The 14121-nt window shown below is 69.7% G+C and carries 13 protein-coding genes; 10 read left to right on the top strand and 3 right to left on the bottom strand.

The annotated features are described in order from the left end of the window. Window positions 1-36 precede the first annotated feature (36 nt). The 6 genes from JD292_RS08750 to JD292_RS08775 all read left to right on the top strand — a co-directional run bounded on the left by JD292_RS08750 (window position 37) and on the right by JD292_RS08775 (window position 6402). Entirely contained in the window at window positions 37-447 is a 411-nt protein-coding gene (locus JD292_RS08750; RefSeq protein WP_200132365.1) for a DUF3151 domain-containing protein, read from the top strand. Between the two features lie 134 nt (window positions 448-581). Further along, a complete protein-coding gene (locus JD292_RS08755; RefSeq protein WP_200132366.1) occupies window positions 582-1868 on the top strand; it encodes an adenylosuccinate synthase in 1287 nt (428 codons plus the stop codon). 4 nt (window positions 1869-1872) lie between these two features. Continuing rightward, the gene (locus JD292_RS08760) at window positions 1873-2184 is read left to right on the top strand and encodes a chorismate mutase (protein WP_200132367.1); all 312 of its coding nucleotides are present in this window, start codon (window positions 1873-1875) and stop codon (window positions 2182-2184) included. Window positions 2185-2273: 89 nt separating this feature from the next. Continuing rightward, window positions 2274-3455, top strand: coding sequence for an Rv2578c family radical SAM protein (locus JD292_RS08765; protein WP_200132368.1), 1182 nt, complete (start codon window positions 2274-2276; stop codon window positions 3453-3455). A 134-nt stretch (window positions 3456-3589) separates the two neighbouring features. Further along, window positions 3590-5575: a heavy metal translocating P-type ATPase gene (locus JD292_RS08770; protein ID WP_200132369.1), complete on the top strand. Its 1986-nt coding sequence runs from the start codon at window positions 3590-3592 to the stop codon at window positions 5573-5575. Window positions 5576-5634: 59 nt separating this feature from the next. Further along, the gene (locus tag JD292_RS08775) at window positions 5635-6402 is read left to right on the top strand and encodes a hypothetical protein (protein ID WP_200132370.1); all 768 of its coding nucleotides are present in this window, start codon (window positions 5635-5637) and stop codon (window positions 6400-6402) included. Between the two features lie 37 nt (window positions 6403-6439). Here JD292_RS08775 and JD292_RS08780 read toward each other — a convergent pair whose 3' ends face one another. Continuing rightward, the gene (locus JD292_RS08780; protein ID WP_369411207.1) at window positions 6440-7390 is read right to left on the bottom strand and encodes a 3-methyladenine DNA glycosylase; all 951 of its coding nucleotides are present in this window, start codon (window positions 7388-7390) and stop codon (window positions 6440-6442) included. Window positions 7391-7603: 213 nt separating this feature from the next. Between JD292_RS08780 and JD292_RS08785 the strand changes: the two genes are divergently transcribed. Then, window positions 7604-9091 carry a hypothetical protein gene (locus JD292_RS08785; RefSeq protein ID WP_200132371.1) on the top strand — a complete coding sequence of 496 codons (1488 nt, stop codon included), beginning with the start codon at window positions 7604-7606 and terminating at the stop codon, window positions 9089-9091. Here JD292_RS08785 and JD292_RS08790 read toward each other — a convergent pair. Together JD292_RS08790 and JD292_RS08795 are read right to left on the bottom strand one after the other, a co-directional pair. After that, the gene (locus JD292_RS08790) at window positions 9075-10079 is read right to left on the bottom strand and encodes a CPBP family intramembrane glutamic endopeptidase (protein WP_200132372.1); all 1005 of its coding nucleotides are present in this window, start codon (window positions 10077-10079) and stop codon (window positions 9075-9077) included. The genes JD292_RS08785 and JD292_RS08790 overlap by 17 nt on opposite strands. A gap of 83 nt (window positions 10080-10162) precedes the next feature. Continuing rightward, window positions 10163-10558 carry an RNA-binding S4 domain-containing protein gene (locus JD292_RS08795; RefSeq protein ID WP_200132373.1) on the bottom strand — a complete coding sequence of 132 codons (396 nt, stop codon included), beginning with the start codon at window positions 10556-10558 and terminating at the stop codon, window positions 10163-10165. A gap of 65 nt (window positions 10559-10623) precedes the next feature. Here JD292_RS08795 and JD292_RS08800 point away from each other — a divergent pair, with 65 nt between their 5' ends. From JD292_RS08800 to JD292_RS08810, 3 genes are read left to right on the top strand one after another with little or no spacing between them, the layout of a single operon-like run. Continuing rightward, window positions 10624-11262 carry a YigZ family protein gene (locus JD292_RS08800; protein WP_200132374.1) on the top strand — a complete coding sequence of 213 codons (639 nt, stop codon included), beginning with the start codon at window positions 10624-10626 and terminating at the stop codon, window positions 11260-11262. 37 nt (window positions 11263-11299) lie between these two features. Continuing rightward, window positions 11300-12442: a DNA polymerase III subunit delta' gene (locus tag JD292_RS08805; protein ID WP_200132375.1), complete on the top strand. Its 1143-nt coding sequence runs from the start codon at window positions 11300-11302 to the stop codon at window positions 12440-12442. Continuing rightward, entirely contained in the window at window positions 12439-14118 is a 1680-nt protein-coding gene (locus JD292_RS08810) for an alpha/beta hydrolase (RefSeq protein ID WP_200132376.1), read from the top strand. Before JD292_RS08805 ends, JD292_RS08810 begins: the two co-directional genes overlap by 4 nt. The last annotated feature ends 3 nt before the right edge of the window (window positions 14119-14121 follow it).

Genomic DNA, 14121 nt, shown 5'->3' on the forward strand with positions numbered 1-14121 from the left:
ACGGCTGCGCGCGGGCCGGCTCGCTACACTGGCCGCATGATCGGTGAGAACCTGCTCGGCCCCGAACCCACGCTCCTCGCTGGCGACCCCGTCGTCGACGCAGCCCTCGCCGCGGGGGAGGATCCCGAGGCGATCGTGCGACGGCATCCGGAGTCGCCCGCCGCGTGGGCGGCGCTCTCCGACCGGGCCGACGCGGCCGGCCGGGAAATTGAGGCGTACGCCTTCGCGCGCGTTGGCTACCATCGCGGCCTGGACCTCCTGCGCAAGTCCGGTTGGCGGGGTGCCGGGCCGATCCCCTGGTCGCACGAACCGAACCGGGGCGTGCTTCGGGCGCTCTATGCGCTCCGCCGCGGTGCTGCGGCGATCGGCGAGGAGGGTGAGGTCGTGCGACTCGCCGAGTTCCTCAACGGGGCCGATCCCGAGGCGATCCCCGCGCTCGAGGGCTGAACGGCCTGGAATCGTGGCTCTGATCCTTGCTCGGATCAGGGCATTGATTTCGGCGTTTCAGGGCGGGCGGAGAGGTTTTCCACAGTCCCGGGTAGACTAGGGCGGTATCTGCCTAGGCAAAGGAAGGGGCTGAAATGCCCGCAGTGCTCATTACCGGTGCCCAGTGGGGCGACGAAGGAAAGGGGCGCGCGACCGACCTGCTCGGCAGCCGCGTCGACTACGTCGTCAAGTTCAACGGCGGCAACAACGCGGGTCACACGGTCGTGATCGGCGACGAGAAGTACGCGCTGCACCTTCTCCCGTCGGGGATCCTCACCCCGGGTGTCACCCCGGTGATCTCGAACGGCGTCGTCATCGACCTTGAGGTGCTGCACGAGGAGCTCGAGGCCCTGCGCGGCCGCGGCCTCGACGTCTCCCGACTCAAGGTGAGCGCGAACGCCCACGTCATCACCGCCTACCATCGCACGCTCGACAAGGTCACCGAGCGCTTCCTCGGGAAACGCCAGATCGGTACCACCGGCCGCGGCATCGGCCCGGCCTACGCCGACAAGATCAACCGCGTCGGGATCCGGATCCAGGACATCTTCGACGAGGGCATCCTCCGCCAGAAGGTCGAGGCCGCGCTCGAATTCAAGAACCAGGTGCTCGTCAAGATCTACAACCGCCGCGCAATCTCGGTGGACGAGGTCGTTGACGATCTGCTCTCCTACCGCGAGATGCTGGAGCCCATGGTGTGCGACACCGGCCTGCTCCTGCACAACGCGATGCAGGACGACAAGACCGTCCTCTTCGAGGCAGGTCAAGCGACCATGCTCGACATCGACCACGGCACCTACCCCTTCGTGACCTCCTCGAATGCAACCGCGGGTGGTGCGAGCACCGGATCAGGGCTGCCGCCGCACCAGATCGACCGTGTCATCGCGGTCATCAAGGCGTACACGACCCGCGTCGGTGCCGGTCCGTTCCCGACCGAACTCTTTGACGAGGACGGCGAGTACCTCCGCCAGAAGGGCTTCGAGTTTGGGGTCACCACCGGGCGCCTGCGCCGAACCGGCTGGTACGACGCGCCCATGGCGCGCTACGCGGCCCGGATCAACGGGGTCACGGACTTCGTGCTCACCAAGCTCGACGTCCTCTCGGGCCTGGAGACGATTCCCGTCTGCGTCGCTTACGACGTCAACGGCGTGCGCCACGACGAGATGCCGGTCAACCAGAGCGACTTCCACCACGCGGTTCCGATCTACGAGGAGTTCCCCGGCTGGAGCGAAGACATCTCGGGAGCCCGCACCCTTGAGGAGCTCCCCGTGAACGCGCGGGAGTACATTCGCGCGCTCGAGGGCATGAGCGGCGCCCGGTTCTCCGCGATTGGCGTGGGCCCTGAGCGGGAACAGGTCATCGAGCTTCACGACCTGCTCGGCTGATCCCATGAGCGAGTCGACGCCGCAGCAGCGCCTCGAGCGGCTCCGCTCGAGCATCGACAACATCGATGCAGCGCTCGTGCACATGCTCGCGGAGCGCTTCCGGTGCACGCAGGAGGTGGGAATCCTGAAAGCGGAGAACGAGATGCCCGCCTCGGATCCGTCGCGCGAGGCGCGGCAGATCGCCCGGCTGAGGAGCCTCGCAGAGGACGCGCACCTGGATCCCGAGTTCGCCGAGAAGTGGTTCAACTTCGTGGTCGCCGAGGTGATTCGTCACCACACGGAGGCCGCCGCCACGGTTGTGGACGGGGAGGAGTAGTCCGGGGCGCTCGCCTCGACCGGCGCGTGGTCGGCGATCGCTGACGATTCACCATTGCGATTCATTCGAACATATGTTCGAATGAACTCATGAGATGGAGCAATCAGGCGGTCGCCGCGCCGCCCCCAGAGGACGGCGCCCTGCCCGGTCTCGCCCTCAGCGACCTCGCGGCGGTGCCCGGCCATCTGCGCACGGTTCGCACCCCCGAGTTCGCGGGCCTCGTGTTCCACGAGGTGCTCGCCAAGAGCGCGCTCAATCGGGTCCCCGGGGGATCCTCGATGCCGTTCTCCTGGACCATCAACCCGTATCGCGGCTGCTCGCACGCCTGCGTGTACTGCTTCGCTCGCGGCTCGCACCGCTACCTCGACTTCGATACCGGCCGCGACTTCGACTCGCAGATCGTGGTCAAGGTGAACGTCGCGGAGGTGCTCGGCCGTGAGCTCGGGCGCCCCGGCTGGGCACGCGAGACCGTCGCGCTCGGCACGAACACCGACCCGTACCAGCGGGCCGAAGGGCGCTACCGGCTCATGCCCGGCATTATCGCGGCGCTCCAACGGAGCGGTACGCCGCTGTCAATTCTCACGAAGGGCACGCTGATTCGGCGTGATCTGCCGCTGCTCGTCGATGCGGCGGAGCGGGTCTCCGTCGACGTCTCGATGTCGATCGCGATCCGCGACGGCGATCTGCAGCGCTCGATCGAGCCCGGAGTGCCGGGAACGCGGGCTCGGCTCGAGACGATCGCGGCGGCAGCGGACGCTGGCCTTGCCCCCAACGTGTTCCTCATGCCGGTGCTGCCGTTTCTCAGCGACGCTCCGTCGGATCTGGACGCACTGCTCGCGGACATCCGCGCGGCGGGCGCCCGCTCTGTCATGTACGGACCGCTTCACCTGCGCTCCCACGTCAAACCGTGGTTCTTCGCCTGGCTCGAGCACACGCATCCCGACCTCGTGCCCCGCTATCGCGCGCTGTACGCCGGCCCCGGTGGGAAAGCTGAGAGCGCGTACCGCAAGGTGCTCGCGGCGCGCATTCGACCGCTCATTCGGAAGCACGGGCTCGAGATGCCGCGCACGGGAGGGCCGGCAGCTTCCGGGGCGGTGAGCGCCGCTGGAGCGCACACGGGGCCTCCGCAGGAACTGCTGCAGCGCGTGGAGGCGGAGCGCGCAACAGCGGTATCGCTGCCCGGGCTCGAGTCGGATCCTGAGCTCGAACGGCTGCGCATTGAGCGCGCCGGCGCGGCAGCTCGGAAAGCGGGGCAAATGACACTGTTTTAGCTCAGTCCCGAGCGTTTTCGGCGCGGTAACTCGCGGAGGAGTGGCGCCGAAGAGGCTCGCAATCGGGACTTCTCGTAGGTGAGGTGAGCCTGTCCTGCGGTGCAAAAGTGTGCGGAGTTCGACACAATACAGGTGTGACTCAACTCCGTTCCGCCGCGCGCTCATATCCTCTCGTCGCCGCGACCATCGCGGTCGCCATCGTCGGGCTGGTGCTGCTCGCAACACCGGCGCGGGGCGCCGCGCCATGGATCGTCGGCGGATACGCGCTCCTCGTCGCCGCGTGGGAGGCGGTCGGCATGATCCGGCAGCTCCTCGCCGGTCACGCCGGACTCGACATCCTCGCCGTCACCGCCATCACCGCGGCGGTGCTCGTGGGCGAGCCCTGGGCCGCGCTCGTCGTCGTGCTCATGCTTACGGGTGGTGAAGCCCTCGAGGACTACGCCCAGAACCGATCCCAGCGCGAACTCACCGCGCTCCTCGCCCGCGCACCCCAGCGGGCCACGCGCTACGTCACCGCGCCGGAACTCGCCCCTGCCGGGGCCGCTGCCGGCGAGGCAGCCGGTCAGCGTTCGCGCGGAGCTGACGAGTCTGGGACGGAAGCCGCGGAGACGGACCTCACGGAAGACGTCGATGTCGCTGACGTCCAGGTCGGTGACGTGCTGCTCGTGCGTCCCGGCGAGGTCGTGCCCGTCGATGCGATCCTCATCGACGAGCTCGCCACCTTTGACGAGTCCTCGCTCACCGGCGAGAGCCTGCCCGTCGAGCACGCCTCGGGCGAGCGCATCGCGAGCGGCGCCGTCAACGGGGCGAAGGCGATTCGTATGCGCGCAGCTGCGCGTGCGGGGGACAGCGAATACCAGCAGATCGTTCGCCTCGTCGAACAGGCTCAGGCGAGCCGCTCCAAGACCGTCCGCCTTGCGGACCGGTACGCGGTCCCGTTCACCGTCATTTCGCTGCTCATCGCGGCGGTCGCCTGGATCGTGAGCGGTGATCCGGTCCGGTTCGCCGAGGTGCTCGTTGTCGCGACCCCCTGCCCGCTCCTCATCGCGGCCCCCGTCGCGTTCCTCGGAGGCATGAGCCGCGCGGCGAAGGCCGGGCTGATCGTGAAGGGGGGCGGGACGCTCGAGCAGCTCGCAGGCGTCCGCTCGGCGGCGTTCGACAAGACGGGAACGCTCACGACCGGGCGGCCTAAGCCGCGTCGAATCGTTACCGCAGCAGGCTTCTCGGAGGAACGAGTCCTGCAGCTCGCCGCCTCCGCCGAGGTGTACTCCTCGCACGTACTCGCGGCGGCTGTCGTCTCTGCCGGGCGGGATCGAGGTATTCGTCTCATTCCGGTGATCGAGGCCGAGGAGTACGCCACGAACGGCGTGGCGGCTCGCGTGGCCGACGGCGTCATCAGGGTCGGCAAGCCCGCCTGGGTCGCCGCGTCGGCGGATGGCCTGTTCAGGCCGGACCTTGAGGCCGGGGAACTCGTGATCTACGTCGCCCTCGACGACCGCTTCGTCGGGGCGATCGTGATGCGTGATCGCCTGCGCCCTGAGGCCGCCGAGACCCTTGCCGAGCTCGCGGAACTGGGTGTGGAGCGCACGCTCCTCGTCACGGGTGATGTGGCTCCGACCGCGAACGCCGTGGCCTCCGAGCTCGGCATCTCCGAGGTGCACGCGGAGTGCCGCCCGGCGGACAAGGTGCGGATCGTGTCCGAGGTCACCCCGCGCCCGCTGCTCATGGCGGGCGACGGGCTCAATGACGCTCCCGTGCTTGCCGCGGCGGACGTGGGCTTCGCCATGGGCGCTCACGGCTCGACCGCCGCGAGCGAGTCGGCCGACGTGGTGAACCGATTCGACACGATCCACGGCGTCGCTGAAGCGGTCCGGATCGGGCGCGACACCGTGCGGATCGCGCTGCAGAGCATCTGGGCCGGCATCATCATCAGCGTCGGGCTCATGGCCGTCGCCGCATTCGGCCTGTTGCCGGCGCTCGCCGGAGCGTGGCTGCAGGAAGTGGTCGACCTCGTCGCGATTCTGTGGGCGCTGCGTGCGGTGCGCGGTCGCTCGCGCGGCCGAAGCGCTGCGGTCCCTCAGCGCGCGACACCCCGGGTCCCGAGCGAGAAAGCTTCCTGAGTGAATTTACTTCGGCCCGGCGTCGGGGATGCCACATAGCAAGTGCATAGACTGGGGAGATGCACTCCCGGTTCTCCGCAGTCCTGGCCCTTGGGGCCGCCCTTCTGCTCGCCTCCTGCACGCAAGGGGCCAGCGCGCCTCAGCCCGGCGGGCAGGCCCCCTCGAAGGGCGCACAGAAGGAAAGCACGCCGCAGCAGGTGAAACCGCTGCCCTTCAACGCCGGGGGCCTGCTCGGCGGCACCGCGGCGCCCGAATTCCCCGACGGTGATCCGGGAGGCATCGTCGTCGTCACGCCCGACGCGAAGGTCAACGCGCGGGGCGCACTCGTTATCGCGTTCCGCAACAACACCGGCGAGCCGATCTCGAGCGTGCGGTGGCAGGGAAGTGCGAAGAACGGCGACTCGGTCGTCGGCCAGGGCATGAGCCTGTCCTCCACACCGGGAATCGTGCAGCCGGGCGAGATCGGCCTGACCGCGATCTCGTTCTCCAACCCGAAAGCGATTCCAGAGGACGCGAACATCTCGCTCAGCGTGACGTCGCAGAAGCCGGACACCGAGCCGATGAGCGCCGCACCGCTCACGGTCACCGATGCGAGGCAGGCGGGCAGCGAGGTGGTCGGAAACGTCGTGAACAAGACCGGGCACCAGGTTCGGGGCCCGATCAACGTGGATGTCTACTGCTTCAAGGGCAACGAGATCATCAGCATGTGGCCCGGATATCTGAAGGAGAAGCGCATCGAGAAGGACGGGAAGGCACCCTTCTCGCTGAGCCTCTACGGCGCGGAATGCCCCACCTTCGCCGTGGGTGTGAGCGGGTCCTTCGCCTAACGCCCGGAGCCGATCGCGCGGGAACGGCAGTCGCCTCCTACCGGGCTTCGGCGGCCGCGGCCAGTGCGGCGCGAGCGACGCCGATCGCGGCGAGCACACGGTGCCTAAGCTCGTCGCCGCGGCGCGCGAACCCTCTCTGGAGCGCGCTGTATTCGCGCTTGCCATCGGGCGTTTCGATCGGGATCGGGGTGAGCGGGTCGCCGGAGGCGCCGCGGAAGGCGCGCACGTCGTAGGGCGAGGCGCGCATGTCGACCTCGCGGATGTCCCTGGCCAGCACGAAGGCGTCGAGCAGCACCTCACCCGGAACGATCGGGCCGAGTTTCGCGGCCCACTTGTAGACGTCCATGCCCGCGTGCAGGCACGCGGATTGCTCGAGCTCCGGCTGCGTGTCGCGTGTGGGTCGGAGCGCATTGAGCGGCGCGGCATCGGGGGTGAAGAAACGGTAGGCGTCGAAGTGGGTGCATGAGATCGGGTTCGATTCGACGACCCGATCCGTCGCCTCGTGACCGATCCGGAGTTCGAGTTGCGAGTGCCGGATCTGCTCGGGAGTGAGCCGGTACACCATCGCCCACTCGTGCAGACCGAAACACCCGAAGCGGGGCGGGTGCGCGAGCGTTGCCGTGAGCAGCTGCTCCACGTAGTCGACGGTGCCACCTCTGCGGGAGAAGAACGTCGGGAGATCGACGGCCGCGTCGCGGCCACTGGGCCGGTAGTGGCGCCAGGCGCCCCGCTCCTCGGCCGCCCCCTCCAGGAAGACTCCAGCGCCGGGATGCCAGCGCGCGAGCTCGTTGGGTTTCACGGAGTAGTAGGTCCAGAGGAAATCCTCGACCGGGTGCCGTTCGCCGCGAAGCCTGCGCGCCCGATGCCCTGCCGTGAGCGCGGCGGCGCGCTCGGCATGCCGCCTGGCCGCGTCGCGCCAGCTGTGCTCCGGAACGCGGGCCTCACCTGCGGAATTGGCTTCCAGAACGGCGGGGAGAACGGCTGGCACCGTTCCAGGGTACCGCTCGAAGCCGTACCAGCCGCGGGGCGATCGGCTTGACCCCGGCTTGTCCGGCAGCGTTGCGTTCCCTAAAGTATCTGCCTTGTCGCGCCTCGCGGGGACCGGGGCGCTGCTGATCCGGCTTCGGCTCGCGCGACGGACGCACCGAGCAGCTCACTCGTCCCCAACGGTGCCGCGGTGGCGGCAAAGGGAGATCTACACATGGTGCACGATGCAGCGTTCCGGAATGGCGCGCGCGCCAGAACTCGAGGAGGGGTCGCCGCGCGTTCGCGGGCGGGTGCGACCCTCGTGATCGGCGGCCTGCTCGCGGGAACGGCTCTGACCGGATGGGGTCCCGAGAGCGGGGAGGCCGCGGCGAGTCCGATCGAATCGGCGACGGTGCCCGCTGCCCGTGCAGCGAAACAACCGGCTGCCCGGCCGCTCCGAGTGACCGCGACGCATCTCGAACCGGCCGTGGCCGGATCGACGGTCACCATGAGTGTCGTGGTGGCGGACCCGAGAGGCGAGGGGGGATCGCAGGGGTGGGAGCTCCGTGACCATCTCCCCAGAGGCTTCAGCTACGTGCCGGGGAGCGCCCGCCTGAGTACGGCGACGGACTCCGAGGAACTCGACCCTGGAGTCGACGGGCGTGTCCTGTCCTGGCGGCTTCCTCCGCTCGGCGGGGGGCGGGAGATCGGCGCCGAAGCGAGGATCGAGTTCGAGGCCGAGGTCGACGCTGGTCTCGGGCCGCAGCAGAATCTCAGCAATCGTGTCGAACTCCGCAGCCGCGGGGCCGCGCGAAGTCAGGGCGGGGCGGCGAGCTCGAGTATCGTGCGCGCGCAGGCGGTCGATCGGATCGCCGTTATGACCAGGGCCACGGTGTCGATCGGGCAGCGCGTGCTCGGAGCGCCGGAGGAGTGGGTGCCTGACGCTGAGGTGAGCGCCGAGCTCATCGTCCGGAACGATGGCCCGTCAGAGGTGCCGGGTGTGGTGCGGGTGCTGGTCCCAGAGGGGCTCCGAGACGCGCGGCTTACCGCCGGGGAGGACTGGGTGTGCGCGCCGAACGATGCCGAGCAGGATGCGGTGAGTTGCGCGTTCGTCGGCCGCGGGGGAGGCGCGTTCCCCGTTGGGGTCCCGCTCGCGCTCGAGCTGCGCGGCCGCATCGCCGAGGACGCGAGGCCCGGCGACCGGGTGGAGAGCATCGCGCGAGTGCGCTGGCTGGCCTCGGACGACGGCGCCGCGGGGTCGCTACCGGATCTGGACGAATCGCGTGCCACGTGGACCGTGGTCGCCCCAGCTCCCGCGGTCTCTGATGCGGGCTGGATTGGTGCCGACGAGCTGTCGTCGCGCCACGACCACGGCGCCGATCGTGAGGACGGGCGCGAAGCGCTGATCGATCACGAGAGCCCCGCCGCCAGTGGGGCTGAGGGCCTCGGAATCGCTCACCGCGGCGGAGGACCCGCGAGCACTGATCACCCCGATGCGGTCCAGCAGGCCGATGAGGTGCGCGCGGATCCCGCGATCGCTCTTCCTCTCGGAGCGAGTGGCGCCCTCGCCGTGCTCGGTTCCCTCGCGGTGACGGGGATGGACCGGGGCGCGCCCTGGGTGTACGGGGCGCTCGGGACGCTGCTGATGCTCCTCGCGGGCGGTGGCTTCCTGTGGCTCCGTCACCGGCGGGCGTCGCGCCGCACGGTTACCGGGGAGTCGTAGCGGTCGGGGGCTCTGCCGCGGGGACCGGGGCAGGATCCGGTACGCGGGCGGGCGCGACGATCTGCGTGTCGGGCAGGCGCAGGTTCTTGCGTCCGAGCAGTCCGGTCGCGATCAGGATCAGAATCGCCGCTCCCATCACGATCCAGCCGGGCGCACCCATGATCGTGGAGGTCGCGGAGTCCGCGCCCTGCGGGATCCAGAAGAGGCTGAGCTGCGTGATTGCGTTGAGCGCTCCGTGCCCGACCGCAGCGGGCCACACGTTCCGGGTCCAGTAGCGCGACCACTGCAGGAGCACGCCGAAGAACAGGGTGAAGCCGCACATCCAGGCGAGCCCCTCGAGGTTGGGGCGAGCGAAGTTGAAGCCGAGCAGGATCATTGGCGCGTGCCAGAGGCCCCAAACGACGCCGATGATGATGGCTGAACGCCAGAACCCGAGCGGCGCGAGCGCCGTGGTGAGGAACCCGCGCCAGCCGAGCTCCTCGCCGAACGAGGACGCCGTCGCGATCGCCACGGTGATCGGGGTCATTGCGAACGCGACGGCGACGTAGGCCTCGGGCGGGTAGTTCTCCGGCAGCATCGCTCGCAGCGTCGAGAGTGACCAGTCCGGTGTGACCCAGCCGAACGCGATCGAGAGGAAGAACGCCCCGAACACGAGCGCGAGGGCCGCGACCGGCCACAGGAGGATGACGGCGATCTTTCGTCCGACCGGGCGGAACGGGACGAGCCCGAGGTAGCGGGCCCGGCGTTTGGGTCGCAGCACGAAGAACACTACGACGAGCGCTGCGATCGTGGGGGCCAGCTGCATCACCGCGAGGAGCGGGGTGAAGAGCGGAGATTCGAGCCCGCCGCCGAGCCATGCCGGGAGCATGGCCAGCCAGGCGAGCGCGAACGCGAGGACGAGGTAGAGGGCGACCGGCCCCCACGGCACGCGTGCCGGGGCGGGGGAGGTCGCGGCCGGGCGCGGATCCTGGAGCTGGTTCTCGTTCATAATCCCAGCATTCCGGGATGGGTGGCCGATGGGATCCCCCTCGCAGTGGAGCCGTCTCCGCCGCGAGGATGAATGCGAGAGGGTCAGAGCGTGCCGAATTCCCCGGGCCGTTCGTCCCGGCCGCGCAGGCGGTCGATCTCCCGGCGCTCGCGCTTCGTCGGGCGCCCGGCCCCGCGATCGCGAACAATGTCGGCCGGACGCTCCACGCGAGGGAGCGGCGGCGGGGTCAGATCCTCGAAGTGCTTCGCAGCCTCAGTCGCGCTTCCCCGCCGGGTCGGGAGCCCGGTCACGCGATAGATCTTGTCGAAGCCGTTGAGGCGAACGCGCACCTCGTCGCCGAGTCGCACGGGCTGTGAGGCCTTCGCCGTTGAGCCGTTGATGCGGACGTGCCCTGCGCGGCAGTGCGCGGTCGCCTGGCTCCGGGTCTTGGCGAGGCGAACACCCCACACCCAGGCATCGACGCGCACGCTCTCACTCACACGATCGATGCTACTCGTCCGCGAGACCCCGGGCCCCGACGGGGCACTCCTGCGAAGATGGAGGCATGAGCGCCGAGTACGACACCATTGCCGGGCCGCTCGACGCCGAACTCGAGATCTCCCGCTCTCGCTTCATCGCGCGGCTCGAGCGCGTCGAGGACGAAGCGGCGGCTCGCGAGGTCATCGCGCGGATCAGGGCCGAACACCCCCGGGCCAGGCACCACTGCTCCGCGTTCGTGATCGGCCCCGACAGCCGGATCCAACGCTCGAACGACGACGGCGAGCCGAGCGGAACCGCGGGGGCGCCCATCCTCGATGCGCTCACCTCCTCGGCGGTGAGCGACGTTGTCGCGGTCGTGACCAGGTACTTTGGCGGCGTGCTCCTCGGCGCGGGCGGTCTGACGCGGGCGTATCGAGCCGCGGTCGCCGAGGCGCTCAACGGCGCTCAACGGCAGCGCCGCGCCGTGCGCCGGGAACTGACGATCAGCGCGGCCTACGACATCGCTCCCCTGATCGAGGCGGAATGCCGCCGCCGCGGCTACGAGGTGCTCGGCGCGGAATACGGCGAGCGCGTCGATCAGCAGTTCGCCGTCGCCGAGGAGGAAACTGGCCGGCTTGCGGCGCTCGCAGCGGAGCTGAGCGCCGGCGCCGCCGAGGTTCGCCAGGGGGCTGCCCGCTACGTGGACGTCGCAGAGCGCTCCTGAGCGGGTCCCTGTCAGTGGCCCGCGATACGCTTGCGGGGTGAACTTCTGGGGCGAGATCGTCGGACAGGCCGAGGCCGTCCAAACGCTGCAGCGCGCTTCCGCGCCCGGCGGATCACCGGCTCACGCGTGGCTCATCACCGGCCCTCCCGGTTCCGGCCGTTCGAACCTTGCCTATCGCTTCGCCGCCGCCCTCATCGCGCGCGAGGAGGCCGAGCGCGCGCACGTGTGGGACCTCGTGGATGCCCGCACGCACCCGGATCTCGGGGTGCTCACCACGCAGAAGCTCGTCATCGATATTCGGGCAGCGCGGGAGATCGTCACCACGGCGCACTATGCCCCGGCCGAGGGGCGATACCGCGTGATCGTCATCGAGGACGCGGATCGCATGCCGGAACGCACCTCGAATGTCCTGCTCAAGGCACTCGAAGAGCCTCCGGAGCGCACGATCTGGATTCTCTGCGCGCCGAGCGAGGCCGACCTGCTGCCCACGATCCGCTCGCGCACCCGCTCGCTCCGGCTCGTCACCCCGAGCCCGGAGGACATCGCGGGCCTCCTGCACGCGCGCGACGGAATCGACGCCGCTGCCGCCGAGCGCGCGGCCAGGCTCGCGCAGAGCCACATCGGTATGGCCCGGCGCCTCGCGAGTGATCCGGAGGCGCTTGAGCGTCGCGAGCGCACGATCGCGACGGCGCTCGCGATCGAGACCCTCGGCGACGCGATGCGAGGCGCTGCGGCGCTCGCGAAGGTCGCCGAGGCGGATGCCGCGGCGCTCACCGAGGAACTCGACCAGCGGGAGCGGGAGGACGCCCTCCGCAGCCTCGGAATCGCGCCGGGCGCGGCGGTTCCCCCGCAGATGCGCGCTCAGCTGCGCAACCTTGAAGAGGATCAGAAGCGCCGCGCCAAGCGAAGCCTCAGGGACGGCATCGACCGCATCCTCACGGACCTGCTCTCCCTCTATCGGGACGTGCTGCTCACCGCGCTCGGCGCGGAACCCGAGCTCGTGAACCGGGAACAGGAGCGGCGCATCACGGAGCTCGCCGAGCACTGGACCCCGGCACGGGCACTCGAAATGGTGTCCGCGGTCGAGGCGGCACGCGCGCGGCTGGGTCGCGGCATCACCCCCGGGCTCGTGCTCGAAGCGCTCTTCGCGAGTTCCGTCGCCCAGGGGGCGGCGCGATGACGGCCGAGACGCCGGGCGCACCGGGCGCACCGGGAGCCGCGGGGCAGACGCCACACGAGCGTTCTCCAGGCCAGAGCCTTCCGCCCGAGCTTCAGGGGGCGAGCGACGCCCGGGATCCGCGCCGCACGCGCCGCAAGCGCGCGATCACTGCGGCGATCGCCACGGTCGCCGCCCTCGCGCTCGTACTCACCGGCTGCGGCGCGCTGCCGGGCCTCCTCTCGTCGTTCAACGGCGGCCGCGAATCGCAGCTGCCGGATCAGCTGCCCACCGGCACGGTCGAGTCGTTCGGCGCGCAGAAGCCCGATTGGGTGCCGTGCCACGGGGGGATGCAGTGCGCTCGGGTGTACGCGCCCCTCGACTGGACCGAGCTCGCTGGCGAGCGGATCACGCTCGGACTCGTGAAGTCCCCGGCCACGAGCGGTCATGCGAAGGGCACCGTCTTCGTGAACCCTGGCGGGCCGGGAGCCTCCGGGGTCACATACGTCGCCGACAGCGTCGAGTTCGCCGTCGGCGAGGCCGTCCGCCGAGACTACGACGTCGTGGGCTGGGACCCGAGAGGCGTCGGTGAGTCGAGCCCGGTGCGCTGCCTGGATTCGAAGGGCATGGACGAGTTCCTGTTCGGTGAAGGGAAAACCGCCGGCCTCAAGGAGGGAAGCGACGCCTGGATCGACGCGGCGCTGCTCGAGAACCGCGCCTTTGGTGCGGCGTGCGAGCAACGCACCGGCCCCTTGCTCGCGCACGTCGATACGGGTTCGACCGTCCGCGACCTGGACATGCTCCGCGCGATCGTTGGCGATCCGAAACTCAACTACCTCGGGTACTCCTACGGCACCTACATTGGTGCGCGCTACGCCGATCTCTTCCCCGACCGCGTCGGGCGGCTCGTGCTCGATGGCGCGATGGATCCGACCACCTCGCTCGAGCAGGTCGTCGAAGCGCAGACCCTCGGCTTCGAGACGGCGCTCCGGGCCTACGTCACCGACTGCCTGAAGCGGCGCGACTGCCCACTCTCCGGCACGGTCGACCAGGGAATGTCCCAGATCGGGCAGCTTCTCGCGCGGGTCGAATCGGAGCCACTGCGCGGCTCCGACGGCCGTCCCGTCACCACCTCGACGTTCCTCACCGCGATCATTACGCCGCTCTACTCGGAATCCAACTGGCCGCTGCTCGACGATCTCTTCGTCTCCGTCAACACCGGCGACGCCGAGACCGCGCTCCGACTCGCCGACTTCTACTACGACCGCGAGAACGGCTCGTACACCTCGAACTCCACCGAGGCGTTCTCCGCGATCAACTGCCTCGACTATCCGCAATCCGCGATCGACCCGGAGGGCATGCGTGCCCAGGCGGCCAAACTCGTGGAGATCGCGCCGACCATCGGCAAATATCAGGGCTACGGCGAGGTTTCATGCGCCGGGTGGCCAGTCAAGTCCCAGGCGGATCGTGCCCCGGTGACGGCAACGGGGGCGGCCCCGATTCTCGTCGTCGGCACCACTGGCGACCCGGCCACCCCCTACACGTGGGCCGAATCGCTCGCGAAGCAGCTGGAGAGCGGCGTCCTCGTCACCTTCCGGGGAGAGGGGCACACGGCGTATGGATCGAGTCCCTGCGTCGCGAAGATCGTCGACGACTACTTCGTGGAGGGCACGGTTCCCTCGGGGAGCCCGGTCTGCTGAACG

The sequence above is a fragment of the Leucobacter edaphi genome, from assembly GCF_016522535.1.
Lineage (GTDB): Bacteria > Actinomycetota > Actinomycetes > Actinomycetales > Microbacteriaceae > Leucobacter > Leucobacter edaphi.

Bases quoted from the DNA above. Each gene is read 5' to 3' on its own strand.
- JD292_RS08750 (WP_200132365.1), top strand. From the start codon at position 37: ATGATCGGTGAGAACCTGCTCGGCCCCGAACCCACGCTCCTCGCTGGC.
- JD292_RS08755 (WP_200132366.1), top strand. From the start codon at position 582: ATGCCCGCAGTGCTCATTACCGGTGCCCAGTGGGGCGACGAAGGAAAG.
- JD292_RS08760 (WP_200132367.1), top strand. From the start codon at position 1,873: ATGAGCGAGTCGACGCCGCAGCAGCGCCTCGAGCGGCTCCGCTCGAGC.
- JD292_RS08765 (WP_200132368.1), top strand. From the start codon at position 2,274: ATGAGATGGAGCAATCAGGCGGTCGCCGCGCCGCCCCCAGAGGACGGC.
- JD292_RS08775 (WP_200132370.1), top strand. From the start codon at position 5,635: ATGCACTCCCGGTTCTCCGCAGTCCTGGCCCTTGGGGCCGCCCTTCTG.
- JD292_RS08785 (WP_200132371.1), top strand. From the start codon at position 7,604: ATGGTGCACGATGCAGCGTTCCGGAATGGCGCGCGCGCCAGAACTCGA.
- JD292_RS08790 (WP_200132372.1), bottom strand. From the start codon at position 10,079: ATGAACGAGAACCAGCTCCAGGATCCGCGCCCGGCCGCGACCTCCCCC.
- JD292_RS08800 (WP_200132374.1), top strand. From the start codon at position 10,624: ATGAGCGCCGAGTACGACACCATTGCCGGGCCGCTCGACGCCGAACTC.
- JD292_RS08810 (WP_200132376.1), top strand. From the start codon at position 12,439: ATGACGGCCGAGACGCCGGGCGCACCGGGCGCACCGGGAGCCGCGGGG.